This is a genomic window from Roseateles sp. P5_E8 (assembly GCF_054177665.1).
Genome location: NZ_JBGCUM010000001.1, coordinates 152,054 through 172,066 on the forward strand (window position 1 = coordinate 152,054; position 20,013 = coordinate 172,066).

The window sequence follows — 20,013 nt, forward strand, 5'->3', positions numbered from 1 at the left end:
CCTGGCGGAAACAAAAAGGGCGCCGCGACGACGGTCGGGGCGCCCGGCAGTGATTAGCGTGGGTTTACAGCGCGGCGACGAGTTCAGGCACGGCCACGAACAGGTCGGCTTCGAGGCCGTAGTCGGCCACCGAGAAGATCGGCGCTTCCGGGTCCTTGTTGATCGCGACGATGACCTTGGAGTCCTTCATGCCGGCCAGATGCTGGATGGCACCCGAGATGCCGGCGGCGATGTAGAGCTGGGGCGCGACGATCTTGCCGGTCTGGCCGACCTGCCAGTCGTTGGGCGCATAGCCCGCATCGACGGCGGCGCGCGAAGCACCCAGCGCCGCGCCCAGCTTGTCGGCCAGCGGCGTCAGCACTTCCATGAACTTCTCGTTGGAGCCCAGCGCGCGGCCACCCGACACGATGATCTTGGCGGCAGTCAGCTCGGGGCGATCGCTCTTCGTCACCTCACGGCCAACGAAGCTGCTCTTGCCGCTGTCGGCAGAGGCGGCCACGGTCTCGACGGCGGCCGAGCCACCGGTGGCAGCCGCCGGGTCGAAGCCCGTCGTGCGCACGGTCAGCACCTTGGTCGCATCGCTGCTCTGCACCGTTGCAATCGCGTTGCCGGCGTAGATGGGACGCTCGAAGGTGTCGGCGCTGATGACCTTGGTCACATCGCTCAACTGGGCCACGTCCAGCAGCGCAGCGACGCGCGGCGCGACGTTCTTGCCTGAGGCGGTCGAAGGGAACAGCAGATGGCTGTAGCCCGAGGCCAAGGCGATCACCTGGGCGGCGACGTTCTCGGCCAGACCTTCTGCCAAAGCGGGCGAGTCGGCGTGCAGCACCTTGGTGACGCCAGCGATCTGAGCAGCCGCAGCGGCAGCCGCAGCAGCGTTGTGGCCAGCGACCAGCACATGCACTTCGCCACCGGCAGCCACGGCAGCCGTGACGGTGTTCAGAGTCGCGCCCTTGATCGAGGCGTTGTCGTGTTCGGCAATTACCAGGGCAGTCATCAGATCACCTTCGCTTCGTTCTTCAGTTTGTTCACCAGGGCGGCCACGTCGGCCACCTTCACGCCAGCGCCGCGCTTGGGCGGCTCGCTGACCTTCAGCGTCTTGATGCGCGGCGTCACGTCCACGCCCAGGTCGGCGGGCTTGAGGACCTCCAGCGGCTTCTTCTTCGCCTTCATGATGTTGGGCAGCGTCACATAGCGCGGCTCGTTCAGGCGCAGGTCGGTCGTGATGACGGCCGGCAGGCTCAGCGACACCGTCTCCAGGCCACCGTCGACCTCACGGGTCACGTTGACCTTGTCGCCGCTCACTTCAACCTTGCTCGCAAACGTGCCCTGGGGCATGCCGGTCAGCGCGGCCAGCATCTGGCCGGTCTGGTTGCAATCGTCATCGATGGCCTGCTTGCCGAGGATGACCAGGCTCGGGCCCTCCTTGTCCACCAGCGCCTTCAGCAGCTTGGCCACGGCCAGCGGTTGCAGCTCTTCCGTCGTCTCGACGAGGATGGCCCGGTCGGCGCCGATGGCCATGGCCGTGCGCAGCGTTTCCTGGCACTGCGTGACGCCGCAGGACACGGCGATCACCTCGGTGACGACGCCCTTCTCCTTCAGCCGCACGGCCTCTTCGACGGCGATCTCGTCGAAGGGGTTCATCGACATCTTCACATTGGCGATGTCGACACCGGTGCCATCGCTCTTCACGCGCACCTTGACGTTGTAGTCGACGACGCGCTTTACCGGGACCAAGACTTTCATCGAAAACTCCAGCTCGAATTGACGTAAACGTTAAGTGGATTCTACGAGGCACTCCGTGTGGAGCTGCGCGCAAAAAAGCACGATCGTTCTATTCTAGCCAGAGGTCTGCCAACGCCGGGGAAAGTCTTTTTGGGGAGCCCTCTCGAATCGAGAAGCTAGACTGCTTTCGCCCATGCAGAAAGCCTCCTTAACGAGCCGCAAGATCGGCGCAAACATCGGCGTCTTTGACTCCGGCGTCGGTGGCTTCACCGTGCTGCGCGAACTGCGCGCGCTGCTGCCCACCGCCCGCCTGCGCTACCTTGCCGACACGGCCTACGCGCCCTACGGCAACCGCAGCCCCGAGGACATCCGCGCGCGCAGCCTTGCCATCAGCGAGCATTTGATCGCGCAGGGCGCGGAGCTGATCGTGGTCGCTTGCAACACAGCCACGGCGCATGCCATCGAGGCGCTGCGCGCCCGCTGGCCTGAGCTGCCCTTCGTCGGCACCGAGCCGGGCATCAAGCCGGCCGTCAGCGCGACTCGCAACGGCCGCATCGGCCTGCTGGCCACGCCCGCGACCGCTGCGAGTGCGCGGCTGCGCGCGCTGATCGAGCGACATGCGGGAGGCCACGAGGTGGTGGTGCAGGGTTGCGCTGGCGTGGTCGATCGCATCGAAGCGGGCGATCTCGCGAGCGCCGATTTGCATGCGCTGGTCGAACGCTATTGCGAGCCGCTGCGTGCCCGTGGTGTCGATACGGCCCTGCTGGGCTGCACACACTACCCACTGATCGAGGCGCTGTGGCAGGCGGCGCTTGGGCCGGACGTGAAGTTGCTGCGCATCGAGACCGCCGTGGCGCGGCGCGCGGTCGACCTCTGGACGCCAGCGCCAGACGATCAACCCGCCCTCGACATCGAAACCAGCGGCAACCCTGTCGCACTGCGCGGCTGGATCGCGCAGGTGCTCGGCTGGCACGACATGAGTGTCTACGCCTGGCAACCCGAAAACAGGAACGGCCAGCAGGCGCTGGCCGTTTGAGAGCTGTCGACAGTTGGTGCGCGGGACGGGACTTGAACCCGTACGCCTGTTGAGGGCGGCGGATTTTAAGTCCGCTGCGTTTACCGATTTCGCCACCCGCGCGGCAGCCGGATTATCCAGCTCGCACAAATGAAAACGGGAGATCCGAACATCGAATCTCCCGTAAGGAGTGGAGCGGGATAAGAGACTCGAACTCTCGACCTATACCTTGGCAAGGTATCGCTCTACCAACTGAGCTAATCCCGCATCGCCGACCTGCCTTGCGGCACATCGTGGCGTCAAACACTGGAGCGGGATAAGAGACTCGAACTCTCGACCTATACCTTGGCAAGGTATCGCTCTACCAACTGAGCTAATCCCGCAGTGTCTTGTTCTGGAGGCGCGATCCGGAGTCGAACCGGACTAACCGGATTTGCAATCCGGGGCATAACCGCTTTGCTATCGCGCCGCCGTAAACCCAATCAAGGCCGTTTGGCGCGGCCCTGACAAAAAAGGGAAGCCTGGGCTTCCCTTTCGGAAAATCTTGGAGCGGGATAAGAGACTCGAACTCTCGACCTATACCTTGGCAAGGTATCGCTCTACCAACTGAGCTAATCCCGCATTTGTTGAACAGTTGCCTGTTCAGCGAAGCCGGCATTGTAACCCGATTTTTAGTCGGATGACAAGCCAGCGACGCTCAGTGAGGCACGACCGTGCTCTTGGCCGCAGCCTCTTCCGGCTTGGCCGCCGCGACGGCGACTTCCTCGTCCGGCAGCGGCTGCGGCATGGTTTCCAGAGCGACCTCAAGGACGCGCTCAATCCAGCGGACCGGAACGATCTCGAGATGGTTCTTCACGTTCTCAGGAATGTCCTGCAAGTCCTTGACGTTGTCTTCCGGAATCATCACGGTCTTGATGCCGCCACGATGGGCCGCAAGCAGCTTCTCCTTCAGGCCACCAATCGCAGTGACTTCGCCGCGCAGCGTGATCTCGCCGGTCATGGCGACGTCCGCGCGCACCGGGATGCCGGTCAGTGCAGACACGAAGGCAGTGGTCATCGCCGCACCCGCGCTCGGGCCGTCCTTGGGCGTCGCACCATCGGGCACGTGGACGTGCACGTCGCGCTTCTCGAACACCTCGTCCTTGATGCCTAGGCGGCGCGCGCGTGAACGCACCACCGTGCGCGCGGCCTCGACGGACTCCTTCATCACGTCGCCCAGCGAGCCGGTGCGGATGATGTTGCCCTTGCCCGGCATCGCGGTGGCTTCGATGGTCAGCAGATCGCCGCCCACCTCGGTCCACGCGAGGCCGACGACCTGGCCGACCTGGTTCTTCTTCTCGGCGCGGCCGAAGTCGTACTTGCGCACGCCGAGGAAGTCGTTGAGGTTGTCCTCGGTGACGGTGACCTTGCCTTCGTAGGTCTTGAGCTGAATGCCCTTGACCACCTTGCGGCAGACCTTGGACATCTCGCGCTCGAGCGAACGCACGCCGGCTTCACGGGTGTAGTAGCGGATGACGCCACGTATCGCGGATTCCGTGACCTCCAGCTCTTCGTCCAGTACGCCGTTGTTCTTCCGTTGCTTGGGCAGCAGATAGGTCTGCGCGATGTTGACCTTCTCGTCCTCGGTGTAGCCCGACAGGCGGATCACTTCCATGCGGTCCAGCAGGGCCGGCGGGATGTTCATCGAGTTGGATGTGGCCACGAACATCACGTCGGACAGGTCGAAGTCGACCTCGACGTAGTGGTCGCCGAAGGTGTGGTTCTGCTCGGGGTCGAGCACTTCCAGCAACGCCGAAGACGGGTCGCCGCGGAAGTCCATGCCGAGCTTGTCGATCTCGTCTAGCAGGAACAGCGGGTTGCGCGTGCCGACCTTGGACAGGCTCTGCAGCACCTTGCCCGGCATGGAGCCGATGTAGGTGCGGCGGTGGCCGCGGATCTCGGCCTCGTCGCGCACGCCTCCCAAGGCCATGCGGACGAACTTGCGGCCGGTGGCGCGCGCCACACTCTGGCCCAGGGACGTCTTGCCGACGCCCGGGGGGCCCACGAGGCACAGGATGGGTGCCTTGAGCTTGTCGACGCGTTGCTGCACCGCCAGATATTCAAGGATGCGGTCCTTGACCTTCTCGAGGCCGTAATGGTCTTCGTTCAGCACGTCCTCGGCGTTCTTGAGGTCGTGCTTGATCTTGGTCTTCTTGCTCCAGGGCAGGTTGACCAGGGTGTCGATGTAGTTGCGCACCACCGTCGCTTCGGCGGACATGGGCGACATGAGCTTGAGCTTCTTCAGTTCGGCGTCGGCCTTCTTGCGTGCCTCCTTAGGCATCTTGGCAGCGACGATCTTCTTCTCGAGTTCCTCCATGTCGGCGCCTTCTTCGCCGTCACCGAGTTCCTTCTGGATGGCCTTGACCTGCTCGTTCAGGTAGTACTCGCGCTGGCTCTTCTCCATCTGGCGCTTGACGCGGCCACGGATGCGCTTTTCGACCTGAAGGATGTCGACCTCGTGCTCAAGCAGGTCGAGCAGCTTTTCCAGGCGCTTGGCGACTTCGGCCAGGTCCAGCACAGCCTGCTTGGCGTCGAGCTTGAGCGGCAGGTGGGCGGCGATGGTGTCGGCCAGGCGGCCTGGGTCGTCGATGCCGCCGATGGACGTGAGGATCTCGGGCGGGATCTTCTTGTTGAGCTTGACGTACTGGTCGAACTGCTGCGTGACGGCGCGGCGCAGCGCTTCGACTTCGGGCGCGTGCTCGGTCTCGGGCGGGATGGGCGTGACTTCGGCAACGAAGTGCTCCCCCGGCTCGGTGATGGACAGCGTCGTGGCGCGCTGCAGGCCTTCGACCAGCACCTTCACGGTGCCGTCGGGCAGCTTCAGCATCTGCAGGATGCTGGAGACGCAGCCGACCTCGAACATGTCTTCGGGCTTGGGCTCGTCCTTGCCGGCAGCCTTCTGGGCCACCAGCATGATCTGGCGGCCGGCTTCCATCGCGGCTTCCAAGGCCTTGATGGATTTGGGGCGCCCGACGAACAGCGGGATGACCATGTGCGGGAAGACAACGACGTCGCGCAGCGGCAGCAGCGGCAGCGTGATCGGGTCGGCGGGGAGGATGGGATGTCCGGACATGAAGACCTCTCTTTCTCAAGCCGATGTGCGGCCTGAGGGGGCGATTGCAAGTTGAGGGCTTAGTGGGGGCTCAGGCGCTGGCCTTTTGCTCGCGATAGACGAGCAAGGGGCGTGCCGAGGTGTCCTCGATGTTGTGCTCGTCCAGCACGACCTTCTCCACGCCATCGAGCGCGGGCAGGTCGAACATGGTGTCGATCAGCGACTGCTCCATGATGGAGCGCAGGCCACGGGCGCCGGTCTTGCGCGCCAGTGCCTTGCGGGCGATGGCCACGAGCGCCGGCTTGCGGATTTCAAGCTCGACGCCGTCCATCTCGAACAGCTGCTGGTATTGCTTGAGCAGCGCATTCTTGGGCTCGGTCAGGATCTGCACCAGCGCGTCTTCGGTCAACTCGCCAAGTGTGGCGACGACGGGCAGGCGACCGACCAGTTCGGGGATGAGGCCGAACTTGATGATGTCCTCGGGCTCGCACTCGCGGAAGACCTCGCCGACGCGCTTGTCGGACTTGCTCTTCACGGTCGCGCCGAAGCCGATGCCGGATTTCTCGCTGCGGTTCTGGATGACCTTTTCCAGGCCGTCGAAAGCGCCGCCGCAGATGAACAGGATGTTGGTCGTGTCGATCTGCAGGAAGTCCTGGTTGGGGTGCTTGCGGCCGCCCTGCGGGGGCACCGAAGCCATCGTGCCTTCGACGAGCTTGAGCAGCGCCTGCTGCACGCCTTCGCCGGACACGTCCCGCGTGATGGAGGGGTTATCGGCCTTGCGCGAAATCTTGTCGATCTCGTCGATGTAGACGATGCCGCGCTGGGCACGCTCGACGTCGTAATTGCAGTTCTGCAGCAGCTTCTGGATGATGTTCTCGACATCCTCGCCGACGTAGCCGGCTTCGGTCAGCGTCGTCGCATCGGCGATCACGAAGGGCACGTTCAGCAGGCGCGCCAGCGTCTGCGCCAACAGCGTCTTGCCGGAGCCGGTCGGGCCGATCAGCAGGATGTTGCTCTTGGACAGCTCGACCGAGTCCTTGCTCGTCGCCATGTGGCGCAGGCGCTTGTAGTGGTTGTAGACCGCCACTGCAAGGGTGCGCTTGGCGACGTCCTGACCGATGACGTATTGGTCAAGGCTGGACTTGATCTCGCTGGGCACGGGCAGGTCGGACTTGCCGGCACGCGCGGCGGGCGCGGGCGCAGGGATCTCATCGCGGACGATGTCGTTGCAGAGCTCGATGCACTCGTCACAGATGAAGACGGACGGGCCGGCGATCAGCTTCTTGACCTCGTGCTGGCTCTTGCCGCAGAACGAGCAGTACAGAACTTTTTCGCTGGAGGTGCCTTTTTTGTCGGCCATGGGTCTGCTCGGGGATGCCAGTGATCAGGCGGGTGCCTGAATGATGATAGTCCAAACGATCTCGGGGCCCTTGTGGGGATAAGGGCCCCGATTTCGCTGCGAATCCGGGGGCCGGTTACAGCCCCTCACGACTCGATGTCGCGTCAGGGGCGGTGTTCCAGCACCTGGTCGATCAGGCCGTAGCCCTGGGCCTCCGCCGCAGACATGAAATAGTCGCGCTCGGTGTCCGCCTGGATTTTCTCCAGGGTCTGGCCGGTGCGCTCGGCCAGGATGCGATTAAGGGCGTCGCGAGTCTTCAGGATTTCACGCGCATGGATCTCGATGTCAGTAGCCTGGCCCTGGGCGCCGCCCAGCGGCTGGTGGATCATGACCTTGGCGTTGGGCAGCGAGAAGCGCTTGCCCTTGGCGCCAGCCGCCAGCAGGAAGGCGCCCATGCTGGCCGCCATGCCCATGCACAGCGTCGAGACCTCGGGCTTGATGAAGTTCATCGTGTCGAAGATGGACATGCCGGCCGACACGCTGCCGCCGGGGCTGTTGATGTAGAGCGAGATCTCCTTGTCGGGGTTCTCGCTCTCCAGGAACAGCAGCTGGGCGACGACGAGGTTGGCTACGCCATCGTTGACCGGGCCGACCAGGAAGATGATGCGTTCGCGCAGCAGGCGCGAGTAGATGTCATAGGCACGCTCGCCACGGCCGGACTGTTCAATGACCATGGGCACAAGGCCCAGGTTGCTGGTGTCGAGAGCGCTCATTCAGATCCTTGAAAACAAAGCAGTAGCAGCTGTTATGGGGGCGGATTATGGCCACGCAAGTAAAAAGGCGCCGGGCCTTGCGGCGCGGCGCCTTTGTCAGGCCAAGGGCTCTCAGTTGCCGGTGGCCATCAGCTCGTCGAAAGGCAGGGCCTTGTCGCTGACCTTGGCATTCGAGAGCACGAATTCCGTGACATTGTTCTCGACGACGACGGCCTCGACCTCGGCCATGCGCTCGCGGTCGCTCAGGTACCAGCGCATGACTTCGGCGGGCTTCTCGTAGCTCTGCGACAGCTCTTCGATGTGAGCCTGCAGCTGGGCCGGCTTGGCCTGCAGGTTGTTGGAGCGGACCAGTTCGGCAACGACCAGGCCCAGGCGCACGCGGCGCTCGGCTTGCGGCTTGAAGATGTCGGCGGGGATCTCGGCCTTGTCGGCATCCTTGACGCCGCGCTTCTTCAGGTCCTCGCGGGCCTGGCCGACCATGCGCTCGGCTTCACCCTGCACCAGGGCGTTAGGCACGTCCAGCTCGGAGGCGGCCACCAGCGCGTCCATGACGGCGCCCTTGTTGCGGGCCAGCACGCGGAACTTCACTTCGCGCTCGAGGTTCTTCTTGATGTCGGCGCGCAAGGCTTCGACGGAAGCATCTTTGATGCCCAGGGCCTTGGCGAACGCCTCGTTCACTTCGGGCAGGTGCTGGGCTTCGATCTTCTTGACCGTAACGAGGAAGTCGGCTTCCTTGCCAGCCACGTCCTTGCCGTGATAGTCCTCGGGGAACTGCAGCGGGAAGGTCTTGGACTCGCCAGCCTTCATGCCACGCACGGCGGCGTCGAAAGCTTCCAGCATCTGGCCTTCGCCGATCAGGAACTGGAAGGCCTCGGCCTTGCCACCCTGGAAGGGCTCGCCATCGATCTTGCCTTCGAAGTCGATGGTGACGCGGTCACCGGCTTCGGCGACGTCGGCAGCGGGGCGCTGCGCGAAGCTGCGGCGCTGCTTGCGCAGGATCTCGACGGTCTTGTCGATGGCTTCCTCGGTCACGTCGCTGGTGACGCGCTCGACGTCGGCCGCAGCCAGGTCGCCGATCTTGACTTCGGGGTAAATCTCGAAGGTGGCGTCGAAGGCCATCTGGCCCTCAGGGGCCTGGTCCTTCTGCTCGATGCGCGGCGCACCTGCAACGCGGAGTTGCGCTTCGTTGGCGGCGGTGTTGAAGGCGGCGCCGAGCTTGTCATTGACGACCTCGTATTGCACCGAGTAGCCATAGCGCTGGGCGACAACGCTCATCGGCACCTTGCCGGGGCGGAAGCCGTCGGCCTTGACGGTGCGCGCCAGCTTCTTCAGGCGAGCTTCGACTTCGCTGTTGATGTCAGTGGCCGCCACGTGCAGGGTGATGCGGCGTTCCAGCTTTTCGAGGGTTTCGACGGTGACGGCCATGATGGACTCGGGAACAGTTGAAGGACAGTGGTGGTGCGCGGGGCCGGACTCGAACCGGCACGCCCGTGAAGGCGTCAGGACCTAAACCTGGTGCGTCTACCAATTTCGCCACCCGCGCGATTCTTGGGTTGGGCTGCCCCTGCACCGTTAGATGACCTGGCAACCCCGTAGGCGATTCGGCAAACCGGCGATTGTAGCGATGCTGCGCCGGCTGCCCGCCGCCCCGGTCCACGGGGCGGCAAAACCCTGACGGTCGCTAGAAGGCCTCGCCGGGCTCGGTGGGCAACTGGCTGTGCATGCGGCTGTGCTCTTCCTCCTGCGGCCGCACGACCCGGAACCAGGCCGCGTACATGGCCGGCAGGGCCAGCAGCGTCAGTACCGTGGCGACGATGAGGCCGCCCATGATGGCCACGGCCATCGGCCCCCAGAACACGCTGCGCGACAGCGGAATCATGGCCAGCACTGCCGCCGCCGCCGTCAACACGATGGGGCGGAAGCGCCGCACGGCAGACTCAACGATGGCCGACCAGTCCGGCACGCCGCGGGCGCGGTCCTGCTCGATCTGGTCGATGAGGATGACCGAGTTGCGCATGATCATGCCCATCAACGCGATGACGCCGAGCAGCGCGACGAAGCCGAACGGCCGGTTCAGCAGCAGCAGCGCGGCCGCGACACCGGCGATGCCCAGTGGCCCGGTCAGGAAGACCAGCATCGCCCGGCTGAAGCTGTGCAGCTGCAGCATCAACAGCGTGAAGGTGATGAACAGCATGATGGGCACGCCGGCCGCAATCGAGCCCTGGCCCTTGCTGCTCTCCTCCACAGCGCCAGCGATCTGGATGCTGTAGCCGGTGGGCATCTGCTTCTGCAGTTCGTCGAGCTTGGGCCAGACCTCCTTGGTCACCGTCGCGCCCTGCAGGCCTTCGGCGACGTCGCCCTGCACCGTGACGGCATAGAGCCGCCCCTCACGCCACATCACACCGGGCTCCCAGGCGAACTCGATCTGGGCGATCTGGGCCAACGGGATCGCACGACCGGTGGTCGTCGGCACGTAGGCGTTGGCGATGTCGGTGATGACGGCACGCTCCTCGATCGGCTGGCGCAGCACGATATCGATGAGCTTGTCGGCCTCGCGGTACTGGCCGATGACGCTGCCAGACAGCAGCGTGCGCGCTGACTGCGCCAGGCTCTGGCTGGTGACGCCCAGGGCCCGCGCCTTGTCCTGGTCGATGTTGAGCTTCAGCGTCTTGACGTTCTCGTTCCAGTTGTCATTGACGCCGCGCATGTTGGCGTTGCCGCGCAGGATTTCCTTGGCCTTGTCGGCCCAGTCACGCACGACCTTGGGGTCGGCGCCGGTGACGCGGAACTGCACCGGGTAGGGCACGGGCGGGCCGTTGGGCAGCAGCTTCACGCGGCTGCGGGCCTCGGGGAACTCCTCGGCCAGCAGGGCGGGCAGGCGCTTGCGCAGCTCTTCGCGCTCGGTGAGGCCCTTCGGAACGAGGATGGACTGCGTGACGTTGGCCTGCGGAAATATCTGGTCCAGCGGCAGGTAGAAGCGCGGCACGCCGGAGCCAATCCAACTGGTCACTGTCGAGATCGACGGTTCCTTCAGCATGCGGGCCTCGAAGCGCTTCGCAAGGGCCTCGGTCTCCTGGATGGTCGAACCCTCGGGCAGCCACAGGTCGACGAGCACCTCGGGGCGACTGGAGTCCGGGAAGAACTGCTGCTGCACCCGGCCCATGCCGACGATGCCGAGCGCGAACACGAGCAGCGTGATGCCAATGGTCTTCCAGCGGTTCTCGACGCACCAACGCACCACACCACGGAAGCGGTTGTAGAACGGCGTGTCGAACAGCTCGTGGACCTCGCCGTCGGCCGCCGGCTTGGACTTGAGCAGCAGCGCGCCGAGGTAGGGCACGAAGTAGACCGACACCCCCCAGGAGATGACCAGCGACGCGGCCGTCACGGCAAAGATGGCAAAGGTGTATTCGCCCACCGTCGACTTGGCCAGGCCTATGGGCAGGAAGCCCACCGCCGTGATCAGCGTGCCGGTCAGCATGGGCATGGCCGTCACGTCGTAGGCATAGGTGGCGGCGTGCATCTTGTCGTAGCCCTCTTCGAGCTTGCGCACCATCATCTCGACGGCAATGATGGCGTCGTCCACCAGCAGGCCTAACGCAATGATCAGCGACCCCAGCGAGATCTTGTGCAGGCCAACGCCCCAATAGAACATCGCCGTGAAGGTGATGGCCAGCACCAGCGGGATGGTGATGCCCACGACCAGGCCAGGCCAGATGTCCAGGCGCAGTGGTCGCGTGTGCAGGCCCAGCGCAATGAAGCTGACGGCCAGCACGATGACGACCGCCTCGATGAGCACATGCACGAACTCGCCGACCGAAGTAGTGACCGCCTTGGGCTGATCCTGAATCTGCTCCAGCAGCACGCCGGCCGGCAGGTCGCGCTCGATGGTCTTGAGCGCCGCGTTCAGCGCCTTGCCCATCGCGATGATGTCGCCGCCCTTGGCCATCGAGATGCCCACCGCCAGCACTTCCTTGCCCTGGTGGCGCACCTTGGCGGCCGGCGGGTCGACATAGGCGCGCTTGATCTCGGCGATGTCGCCCAGGCGCATCTGGCTGGCCACGCCAGTCTGCGGGTTGACCGCGCGGATGGGCACCTCAGCCAGCGCCTGCGCCGACGTGAACTGACCCTGCACCCGCACCTGGAAGTTGGCGCTGCCGGCATTCAGCACGCCCGCGCCTTCGACGGCGTTTTGCGCGCCGATCTGGTTGATGACCTGGGTGAAGTCCAGGCCCAGTTGCGCCAGGCGCTTCTGCGAGACCTCGATGAAGAGCTTCTCGGGCTGCACGCCGAAGATCTCGACCTTGGCCACATCCTTGACCTGCAGCAGCGTGTGGCGCACGCGGTCGGCGTGCTCACGCAGTTCCTCGCGACTGAAGCCGTCGGCGGACAACGCGTAGATGGAGCCGTAGACGTCACCGAACTCGTCGTTGAGCAGCGGCCCGAGCACACCTTGCGGGAGCGTCGCGCGCATGTCGCCGATCTTCTTGCGCACTTGATAGAAGACGTCGGGCACGTCCTTGGGCGGCGCGTTGTCCTTCAGCTGGAACAGGGTCAGCGACTCGCCGGGCTTGGTGTACGAGCGGATCTTGTCCGCGTGGTTCACCTCCTGCAGCGTCTTCTCGATCTTGTCGGTGACCTGGTCCGCCATCTGCTGCGCCGTTGCGCCAGGCCAGAAGGCCTGGACGACCATGATGCGGAAGGTGAACGGCGGGTCTTCGTCCTGGCCAAGTTGAAAATAGGCAACGAAGCCCATCAGCATCAGCACCACCATCAGGTAGCGCGTCAGCGCGGGGTGTTCCAGCGCCCAGCGCGAGACGTTGAAGCCTTCGCCCAGCGCGGCCTTGTTCGGGGGAATGTTCATGCGCGGCCTCGGCTCAGCGTGAGGCCGCAGGGGCCGCCGGTGCGGCGGCGGTCGGGGCCGTCGCTCGAGGCGGCACGTAGCGCTTGACCTTCTGCCCCGGCGCCAGCACATGCACACCGGCAACCACCACCTCCTGGCCGGCGCTCAGCCCACCGGCGATGACGACGTCGTTGCCCTCGGCGCCGCCCACCTGCACGGGCAACGGCTTGACGGTCATGGACGTGCCGTCCAGCACCCAGACCGAGGTCTTGCCTGCCTGCTGAAGCACGGCCGACAGCGGCAGCTTGATGACGCCGGCCGTCTGCGGCAGATCCAGCACGACGGTGGCAGACTGGCCGAGCTTCACGTCCAGCTTGCCGGAGTCGGCCTTGATGAGGAAGGTGCGCGTGACCGGGTCGGCGGCGGCAGACACCTCGCGCAGCGTCAGCGGATAGGTCTTGTCGGTGCCCCACAGGCGCACCTTCAGCGCGCCGGCACGGCCGGCTGCGGCCTTGACGCGACCGATCTGGTCTTCGGGCACCGAGAAGACGATGTCACGTGGGCCGTCCATCGCCAGGCGCACGACCGGCGTGCCGGCGGCCAGCACCTGGCCAGGTTCCGCATCAACGCCGGTGACGACACCGCCGCCATCGGCCACCAGCTGCGCGTAGCCGGATTGATTGCCCTGCACGTCGGCCTGGGCCTTGGCTTGGTCGAGCTGCGCCTGCGCGGCCTTGAAAGCCGAGTCGCGTCGCTCCAGTTCGGCCGTGCTGATGAAGCCCTGACGCTGCAGGTCGACAAAGCGCTTGTAGTCGGCACCCATCTGGTCGCGGTTGGTGCGTGCAGCCGCCACGCCGGCCGTGGCGGCCGCCTCGGCCAGCTTCAGGTCCTGCCCGTCGATGCGGGCCAGCACCTGGCCGGCCTTGACCGTGTCGCCCAGGTTCACTGACCGGCTCAGCAGCTTGCCGTTGACGCGGAAGGACAGGCGCGACTCGGTGCGCGGCTTCACCTCGCCCGCATACTCATGGCTGGTGTTCGCGTTGCCAGCGCTGACGAGCTGGGTGCGCACGGCGCGCTCCGGCTCGGGGGCGGCGGCCTGCTTGCTGCATCCCGTCATCAGGGCCGTGAGCAGTGCCAGCCCCAACAGGGGCGGCGCGAGACGCGACAGACGCGGCAGATGGGACATGCAGACCTCGGCAGAATGGAACCGCCGGCACAAAACTTTAATGACCGGCGGGTCAGTAATGTATGCAGGCCCGGTGGCAGCTGTCAAACCTCGCGGAATTTCGCTTGAATATCGCGGCTTTGCAAGCGGAACTTGAGAAATAGCTTGAGCGTCGATCACTACGAAAACTTTCCCGTCGCCTCGCTGCTGTGCCCCCCCGCGCTGCGGCCGGCCGTGGTGGCCATCTATCACTTCGCACGGACGGCGGACGACCTGGCCGACGAAGGCAATGCGACCACCGCCGAACGCGCGCAGGCGCTGCGCGACTACCGCGCCGACCTGGCCGCCGTCGTCGCCGGCCAGGCGCCCTCTTCCCGCTGGCTGCGCGTCTACACGCCACTGGCGCGCGAGATGCATCGCCTGCAGCCCGCCCTGCTGCACGACCTGCTCGACGCCTTCGAGCAGGACCTGACCCCGCCGCGCTACCCCGACCGCGCCCACCTGCTGGACTACTGCCGGCGCTCCGCCAACCCGGTCGGGCGGCTGCTGCTGGGCCTGTATGGCGTGAATGACGCGACCTCGCTGCGCCGCTCGGACGCCATCTGTTCGGCGCTGCAGCTGATCAACTTCTGGCAGGACTTCACCCGCGACGGCCCCAACGCCCGGCTCTACGTGCCGCAGGCCGACCTGGATCACCACGGCGTGTCCGCCGAGGAGGTGCTGGCCTGCCAAGACAGCCCGGCCGCACGCGCGCTGATCCGCGATCTCTGCGGCTGGGCGCGCGCGCTGATGCTGGAGGGTGCGCCGCTGGCCGTGACGCTACGCGGTCGGGCGGGATGGGAGCTGCGCCTGGTCGTGCAGGGCGGCCTGCTCATCCTCGACAAGATTGCCGCTGGCGGCTACGACAGCCTGCTGCGCCGCCCTGCGGTCACGGCATGGGATGTGCCGCGACTGGCCTGGCGTGCGCTGACAATGCGCGCCACATCATGAGTCCAGAGCCGTGACGCCCGAACAGTACGTCCAGGAAAAAGCCGCCGCCAGCGGCTCCAGCTTCTACTACGCCTTCCTCTTCCTGCCGCCGCCCCGGCGCGCCGCCATCACGGCTTTCTATGCCTTCTGCCGCGAGGTGGATGACGTCGTCGATGAGACGCAGGACGCGGGCGTCGCCGCGACCAAGCTGGCCTGGTGGCGCAAGGAAGCCGCCAGCGCCTTTGCCGGCCAGCCCAGCCACCCGGCCATGAAGGCGTTGATGCCGCATGTGCAGGCCTACGACATCCGGCTGGAGCACCTGCTCGCCGTCATCGAAGGCTGCGAGATGGACCTGCAGCAGACGCGCTACCTCGACTTCCCCGGCCTGCAGCGCTATTGCCACCTGGTGGCCGGCGTCGTCGGTGAAGTGGCCAGCGGGATCTTCGGCCGCACCCAGCCGCAGACTGTGCAGTACGCCCACAAGCTGGGCCTGGCCATGCAGCTGACCAACATCATCCGCGACGTCGGCGACGACGCGCGGCGCGGGCGCATCTACCTGCCAGTGAACGAGTTGCAGCAGTTCAGCGTCAAGGCGAGCGACATCCTGCTGCGCAGCAAGCCCTGGGGCTATTCGGAGCACTTCACGGCACTGATGAAGTTCCAGGCCGAGCGCGCGCACCGCCTTTACGACGAGGCCGCAGCGCTGCTGCCCGACGTGGACCGCGCTGCGCAGAAACCCGGGCTGATGATGGCCAACATCTATCGCGCGCTGCTCGTCGAGATCGAGCGCGAGGACTTCCAGGTGCTGCATCAGCGGATCGCGTTGACGCCGCTGCGCAAGCTCTGGATCGCGATGAAGACGAACTGGCGCGGCAGGTGAAGGTCGCCGTCATTGGCGCCGGCTGGGCCGGCATCGCGGCAGCGGTGTCGCTCGCTGATGCAGGCCATGACATCGCCGTCTTCGAGATGGCGCCGCAGCTGGGCGGCCGGGCGCGCAGCGTTGCCGGTGAGCCCCCCTACGACAACGGCCAGCACATCCTCATCGGCGCCTACCGCGACAGCCTCGCGCTGATGCGCCGCCTGGGCGTCGACCCCGAGGTCGTGCTCAAGCGCCTGCCGCTCGCCCTGCCCTACCCCGGCGAGCCCGGACTGCGCCTGCCGCCCGGGCCGCCGCTGGTCGCCTTCATGCGCGGCGTGCTGGCCAACAGCGGCTGGCCGTTGAGCGCGCGGCTGGGGCTGCTGATGGCAGCTGGCGGCTGGCTCGTGCGCGGCTTTGGTTGCAACGCGCGCTTGAGCGTCGCCGAGCTGTGCGCCGGCCTGCCTGCGGTCGTGAAGCGCGACCTCGTCGAGCCGCTGTGCGTCGCCGCGCTGAACACGCCCGCCCCGCAGGCCAGCGCCCGCGTCTTTCTGCGCGTGCTGAAGGATGCCCTCTTCAGCGGTGCCGGCAGCGCCGACCTGCTGCTGCCGCGCCGGCCGCTGTCGGAGCTGCTGGCCGGGCCTGCGACCGCGTGGTTAGGAGATCGCCTTCGCCTGGGCCGCCGCGTGCAGACCATCGAACCCGGCTGGCGCGTCGACGGCGAGGCCTTCGACGCCGTCGTGCTCGCCTGCACCAGCGTCGAGGCTGCGCGGCTGACAGCCGACCTCGCCACCGGCTGGTCGGCGACCGCGCAGGGCCTGGGCTTCGAGCCCATCATCACCGTCTACCTGCACAGTCCCGGCAGCGCCCTGCCCTCGCCCATGCTGGCGCTGCGCGAAGGGCCGGACGCGCCGGCCCAGTTCGTCTTCGACCACGGCCAACTCGGCGGTGCGCCGGGCCGCTTTGCCTTCGTCGTCAGCGGCGCTGCGGCGTGGGTCGAGCGCGGCGGCTGTGCCGAGGCCGTGCTGGCGCAGGCGACCCGCGAACTGCGCTGGGCCACGCCGCCCGTCATCGCCAAGGTGCTGACCGAGAAGCGCGCCACCTTCGCCTGCACGCCCGGCCTCGCCCGCCCGCCGTCCTTCGTCGCGCCGGGCCTGTGGGCGGCCGGTGACTACATCGACGGCCCCTACCCTGCCACGCTGGAAGGCGCCGTGCGCTCGGGCCTGGCCGCCTCTCAGGGTGTCGTCGGCAGCGGCGCAAAGGGCGCCGCCAAGGGCTCGCCCACAAAAACGCCCTGACCCGGCCAGGCCACGCTGTGCCAATAGGCCTCCAGCGCGCTGACGCCCTGGGCATAGGCCTGGATCAGCACCTGCGGGTGCGGAAATTTCTGCACATGGTTGCAGGGCTCGCTGACCGTGCCGTAGCTGGCCGTCGCGCCGGCGTCTATCCAGTCAAGAATGTTCATCTGCCCGTCGCCGACGGGCCTGTCGAGCTGGCCGCCGAATGACGTCAGGTGATCGGCCAGCGCGCCGGGCAGCCATTCGCTGCCCAAGGGCGCAGGCACCCGGGCCAGGCCGGTTTCATAGATCAGCGTGCGGCGCATGGCCGGCAAGGCGTCACTGCGCACGCGCGCCACCTCCAAGCCGGCCACACCAGGCACCGGCCCGGCCGGCGGGAACAGCCGCTCGCGCACATTGCGATTCGCATCGGGCGTCGCAGTCAAGTAGGCGATGGCCGGCTCGGGCGCACCGGCAGCCAGCGTGTGGTCGGACGCGATGCCGCGCTCGATCATGGCCAGCGCCGCCGGCACCGAGCGCGCCGCCAGTTGCATCGCCGGGCGCAGGCCGAGCACGATCCAGGGCTTGGCGCCGAAATAACTCGCGTAAGGGCTGACGCGCGTTGCCGCGCAGCTGTTGGCGCAGACATCGGGCTGCAGGCCCATGCCCAGCGCGCTGGTCAGCGAGTTGCAGTCCACCGCATAGGGCTGTACCCAGGCCAGCGCCAGGCCGTTGACGTGCTCGGGCATCTGGCTGCGGATGGCTTGGTCCAGCGCGCTGAACTCCTCACGCGTCAGGCTGGCGCGATGGGGCAGCTGCACGCGCAGGATCTGCGCCTCCGGGATGCCCCGGCGCCGGGCGTAGTGCTCGCCGACGGTGACGGAATAGGGGTCGGCCGTGTTGATGACCAGGCCGAGCTCGTTGGCCGTGATGCGGCCGTAGAGCTTGGGCATGCGACTCCAGCGCGCCGCCGTCGGCGGTTCCGCCGCCTGGGCAGCCACGGCGCCAAGGCACAGCAATATTCCTAGAGCTTGCCACCTGCTGAACACCGCTCTCGCCATACAAAACACAGGCAATTTCCCCCACAATGAAGCCATGAAATCCAAAGAGGCGCAGCAGACCCCGGCCATCCAGGTGCTGGAGCGCATGTTCTCGCTGCTGGACGTGCTCGCCAGCCACCAGGACCCGGTCTCGCTGAAGGCCTTGTCCGAAGCCACTGGCCTGCACCCCTCCACGGCCCACCGCATTCTCAATGACCTGACGCTGGGCCGTTACGTGGACCGGCCCGAAGCAGGCAGCTACCGCCTGGGCATGCGCATGCTGGAGATGGGCAACCTCGTCAAGGCGCGACTGGACGTGCGCGACGCCGCCCTGCCCGCCATGCGCGAACTGCACAAGTTCACCCACCAGCCGGTCAACCTCTCCGTGCGCCAGGGCGACGAGATCGTCTACATCGAGCGCACCTACTCCGAGCGCTCGGGCATGCAGGTCGTACGCGCCGTTGGCGGTCGCGCGCCACTGCACCTGACGTCGGTCGGCAAGCTCTTCCTGGCCAGCGACGACAGCCCCCGCGTGCGGGCCTACGCGGCGCGCACCGGACTGGCCGGCCACACGCGCAACAGCCTCACCGAGGTGGGCGCCCTGGAGCGCGAACTGGCCACCGTGCGCCAGCGCGGCATTGCGCGCGACGACGAGGAGCTGGAACTGGGCGTGCGCTGCATGGCCGCCGGCATCTACGACGACCAGGCCAAGCTGGTGGCCGGCCTGTCCATCTCGGCCCCCGCCGACCGGCTGGAGGAGAGCTGGGTGGTGCGGCTGAAGGAGACGGCGGCGCAGATCTCGTCGTCGCTGGGCCATCGGGCCTAGCCACCAAGCAAACGCGGCGCCAAGGCGCCGCGTTTTCATTCGGGTCCCGCGCGCGTCAGAGCTTGGTCGACACCGCAGCAGTTTCGCCGGGCTGCGTCGCCAGCCACTTGCGCATGCGCTCGGCGTCGGCAATCCGCGAGGCCTTGCCGCTGGAGTCCAGGAACACCATGATGAGCTTGCGGCCGGCCATGCTGGCCTGCATCACCAGGCATTTGCCGGCCTCGTTGATGAAACCGGTCTTCTGCAAGCCGATGTCCCACAGCGGGTTGGACAGCAGGCCGTTGGTGGAGCGGAACTGCACCAGGCGCTTGCCCAGAGCGACGCGGGCTTCGCGGGACGTGGACAGGTCGCGCAGCAGCGGCACCTGGCTGGTCACGTTGACGAGCTTGGCCAGGTCGGCGGCACTGCTCTGGTTGCGGCTGGACAGGCCGGTGGGCTCGACGTAATGCGTGTCGGCCATGCCCAGGCTCATGGCCTTGGCGTTCATGGCCGTGACGAAGGCGTCCAGGCCACCCGGATAGTTGCGGCCCAGCGCATGGGCGGCGCGGTTCTCGCTGGACATCAGGGCCAGGTGCAGCATCTCGCCGCGCGTCAGCGTCGTGCCGAAGGCCAGGCGCGAGCCGGTGCCCTTCTCGGTGTCCTTGTCTTCGTCGGTCACCGTCAGCTTCTCGTCCATCGACAGACCGGACTCGACAACGACTAGCGCCGTCATCAGCTTGGTGATGGAAGCGATGGGCAACACTGCTTGCGGGTTCTTGGAGAACAGCACCTCGTTGGTGTCCTGGTCCAGCACATAGGCGACGCTGGACCGCAAGGCCAGCGGGTCTTCCGCCGAGTGCAGGCCGGCGGCCATGCCGAAGGTGGCGACGGCCGGCACGAAGGCGACGGGCTTGCGCAGCACGACGGACCTGGTCTTGCGGACCTGGGTCACGGCGGGCTTGGCCTTGCTGGCCTTGGTGGGTTTGCTGACGGCGGCAGCCTCGGCAGTGCCCATGAAGGACAACAGGCTGAGGCTCAGGAGTGCGATGGTGAATGAAGTCTTCAACGGGTTCCCCAACGGCAGGACGGCAGTGTACGTGACGTCAAAATCACTG

The 20,013-nt window shown here is 66.4% G+C and carries 15 protein-coding genes and 6 tRNA genes; 5 read left to right on the forward strand and 16 right to left on the reverse strand.

Annotation, left to right across the window (positions count from 1 at the left end; all coding sequences use genetic code 11):
- Nucleotides 1-64: 64 nt before the first annotated feature.
- Entirely contained in the window at nt 65-997 is a 933-nt protein-coding gene (locus tag ACXRVZ_RS00710; RefSeq protein WP_457422925.1) for an electron transfer flavoprotein subunit alpha/FixB family protein, read from the reverse strand.
- Nucleotides 997-1,746 (reverse strand): electron transfer flavoprotein subunit beta/FixA family protein, encoded by a 750-nt coding sequence (locus tag ACXRVZ_RS00715; protein ID WP_457422927.1) that lies wholly within the window; start codon nt 1,744-1,746, stop codon nt 997-999. Before ACXRVZ_RS00715 ends, ACXRVZ_RS00710 begins: the two co-directional genes overlap by 1 nt.
- Nucleotides 1,747-1,918: 172 nt before the next feature.
- On the opposite strand from ACXRVZ_RS00715, the gene murI reads away from it, so the two are divergent.
- Nucleotides 1,919-2,761, forward strand: a complete 843-nt coding sequence (murI, locus tag ACXRVZ_RS00720; protein ID WP_457422929.1) for a glutamate racemase — start codon at nt 1,919-1,921, stop codon at nt 2,759-2,761.
- 14 nt (nt 2,762-2,775) lie between these two features.
- Here murI and ACXRVZ_RS00725 read toward each other — a convergent pair.
- From ACXRVZ_RS00725 to ACXRVZ_RS00780, 12 genes are all read right to left on the reverse strand, one after another.
- A tRNA-Leu gene (locus ACXRVZ_RS00725) sits at nt 2,776-2,863 on the reverse strand.
- A 68-nt stretch (nt 2,864-2,931) separates the two neighbouring features.
- Nucleotides 2,932-3,007 (reverse strand) — tRNA-Gly (locus ACXRVZ_RS00730).
- 40 nt (nt 3,008-3,047) lie between these two features.
- Nucleotides 3,048-3,123: transfer RNA gene (locus ACXRVZ_RS00735), tRNA-Gly, on the reverse strand.
- Between the two features lie 12 nt (nt 3,124-3,135).
- A tRNA-Cys gene (locus ACXRVZ_RS00740) sits at nt 3,136-3,209 on the reverse strand.
- A 76-nt stretch (nt 3,210-3,285) separates the two neighbouring features.
- Nucleotides 3,286-3,361: transfer RNA gene (locus tag ACXRVZ_RS00745), tRNA-Gly, on the reverse strand.
- Between the two features lie 76 nt (nt 3,362-3,437).
- Entirely contained in the window at nt 3,438-5,852 is a 2,415-nt protein-coding gene (lon, locus tag ACXRVZ_RS00750) for an endopeptidase La (RefSeq protein ID WP_457422931.1), read from the reverse strand.
- Between the two features lie 70 nt (nt 5,853-5,922).
- Complete coding sequence (gene clpX / locus ACXRVZ_RS00755) at nt 5,923-7,191, reverse strand: ATP-dependent Clp protease ATP-binding subunit ClpX (protein WP_457422933.1); 1,269 nt, start codon at nt 7,189-7,191, stop codon at nt 5,923-5,925.
- 143 nt (nt 7,192-7,334) lie between these two features.
- A complete protein-coding gene (gene clpP / locus ACXRVZ_RS00760; RefSeq protein WP_457422935.1) occupies nt 7,335-7,943 on the reverse strand; it encodes an ATP-dependent Clp endopeptidase proteolytic subunit ClpP in 609 nt (202 codons plus the stop codon).
- Between the two features lie 111 nt (nt 7,944-8,054).
- Nucleotides 8,055-9,368, reverse strand: coding sequence for a trigger factor (tig, locus tag ACXRVZ_RS00765; protein ID WP_457422937.1), 1,314 nt, complete (start codon nt 9,366-9,368; stop codon nt 8,055-8,057).
- Nucleotides 9,369-9,399: 31 nt separating this feature from the next.
- A tRNA-Leu gene (locus tag ACXRVZ_RS00770) sits at nt 9,400-9,486 on the reverse strand.
- Between the two features lie 138 nt (nt 9,487-9,624).
- Nucleotides 9,625-12,807 carry an efflux RND transporter permease subunit gene (locus ACXRVZ_RS00775; RefSeq protein ID WP_457422939.1) on the reverse strand — a complete coding sequence of 1,061 codons (3,183 nt, stop codon included), beginning with the start codon at nt 12,805-12,807 and terminating at the stop codon, nt 9,625-9,627.
- Nucleotides 12,808-12,820: 13 nt separating this feature from the next.
- On the reverse strand, nt 12,821-13,972 hold the full coding sequence (locus tag ACXRVZ_RS00780) for an efflux RND transporter periplasmic adaptor subunit (protein ID WP_457422941.1): 1,152 nt from the start codon (nt 13,970-13,972) through the stop codon (nt 12,821-12,823).
- 144 nt (nt 13,973-14,116) lie between these two features.
- On the opposite strand from ACXRVZ_RS00780, the gene hpnC reads away from it, so the two are divergent.
- From hpnC to hpnE, 3 genes are read left to right on the forward strand one after another with little or no spacing between them, the layout of a single operon-like run.
- Nucleotides 14,117-14,941 (forward strand): squalene synthase HpnC, encoded by an 825-nt coding sequence (hpnC, locus tag ACXRVZ_RS00785; protein ID WP_457422943.1) that lies wholly within the window; start codon nt 14,117-14,119, stop codon nt 14,939-14,941.
- Between the two features lie 10 nt (nt 14,942-14,951).
- Nucleotides 14,952-15,800: a presqualene diphosphate synthase HpnD gene (hpnD, locus tag ACXRVZ_RS00790; RefSeq protein ID WP_457422945.1), complete on the forward strand. Its 849-nt coding sequence runs from the start codon at nt 14,952-14,954 to the stop codon at nt 15,798-15,800.
- Nucleotides 15,797-17,074, forward strand: a complete 1,278-nt coding sequence (gene hpnE / locus ACXRVZ_RS00795; protein WP_457422947.1) for a hydroxysqualene dehydroxylase HpnE — start codon at nt 15,797-15,799, stop codon at nt 17,072-17,074. The genes hpnD and hpnE overlap by 4 nt, the downstream gene beginning before the upstream one ends.
- Here hpnE and ACXRVZ_RS00800 read toward each other — a convergent pair.
- Nucleotides 17,011-18,006, reverse strand: coding sequence for a TIGR03790 family protein (locus tag ACXRVZ_RS00800; protein WP_458232144.1), 996 nt, complete (start codon nt 18,004-18,006; stop codon nt 17,011-17,013). The two genes, hpnE and ACXRVZ_RS00800, sit on opposite strands and share 64 nt — an antisense overlap.
- Before the next feature lie 142 nt (nt 18,007-18,148).
- Here ACXRVZ_RS00800 and ACXRVZ_RS00805 point away from each other — a divergent pair, with 142 nt between their 5' ends.
- Entirely contained in the window at nt 18,149-18,919 is a 771-nt protein-coding gene (locus ACXRVZ_RS00805) for an IclR family transcriptional regulator (RefSeq protein ID WP_457422951.1), read from the forward strand.
- Between the two features lie 55 nt (nt 18,920-18,974).
- Here ACXRVZ_RS00805 and pbpG read toward each other — a convergent pair whose 3' ends face one another.
- Entirely contained in the window at nt 18,975-19,913 is a 939-nt protein-coding gene (pbpG, locus tag ACXRVZ_RS00810; protein WP_457423050.1) for a D-alanyl-D-alanine endopeptidase, read from the reverse strand.
- Nucleotides 19,914-20,013 lie beyond the last annotated feature (100 nt).

Excerpts from the sequence above, each read along its gene's own strand:
- ACXRVZ_RS00710 (WP_457422925.1), bottom strand. The coding sequence starts at position 997 with ATGACTGCCCTGGTAATTGCCGAACACGACAACGCCTCGATCAAGGGC.
- ACXRVZ_RS00715 (WP_457422927.1), bottom strand. The coding sequence starts at position 1,746 with ATGAAAGTCTTGGTCCCGGTAAAGCGCGTCGTCGACTACAACGTCAAG.
- murI (WP_457422929.1), top strand. The coding sequence starts at position 1,919 with ATGCAGAAAGCCTCCTTAACGAGCCGCAAGATCGGCGCAAACATCGGC.
- lon (WP_457422931.1), bottom strand. The coding sequence starts at position 5,852 with ATGTCCGGACATCCCATCCTCCCCGCCGACCCGATCACGCTGCCGCTG.
- clpX (WP_457422933.1), bottom strand. The coding sequence starts at position 7,191 with ATGGCCGACAAAAAAGGCACCTCCAGCGAAAAAGTTCTGTACTGCTCG.
- clpP (WP_457422935.1), bottom strand. The coding sequence starts at position 7,943 with ATGAGCGCTCTCGACACCAGCAACCTGGGCCTTGTGCCCATGGTCATT.
- tig (WP_457422937.1), bottom strand. The coding sequence starts at position 9,368 with ATGGCCGTCACCGTCGAAACCCTCGAAAAGCTGGAACGCCGCATCACC.
- ACXRVZ_RS00775 (WP_457422939.1), bottom strand. The coding sequence starts at position 12,807 with ATGAACATTCCCCCGAACAAGGCCGCGCTGGGCGAAGGCTTCAACGTC.
- ACXRVZ_RS00780 (WP_457422941.1), bottom strand. The coding sequence starts at position 13,972 with ATGTCCCATCTGCCGCGTCTGTCGCGTCTCGCGCCGCCCCTGTTGGGG.
- ACXRVZ_RS00800 (WP_458232144.1), bottom strand. The coding sequence starts at position 18,006 with ATGCCCAAGCTCTACGGCCGCATCACGGCCAACGAGCTCGGCCTGGTC.
- ACXRVZ_RS00805 (WP_457422951.1), top strand. The coding sequence starts at position 18,149 with ATGAAATCCAAAGAGGCGCAGCAGACCCCGGCCATCCAGGTGCTGGAG.
- pbpG (WP_457423050.1), bottom strand. The coding sequence starts at position 19,913 with ATGGGCACTGCCGAGGCTGCCGCCGTCAGCAAACCCACCAAGGCCAGC.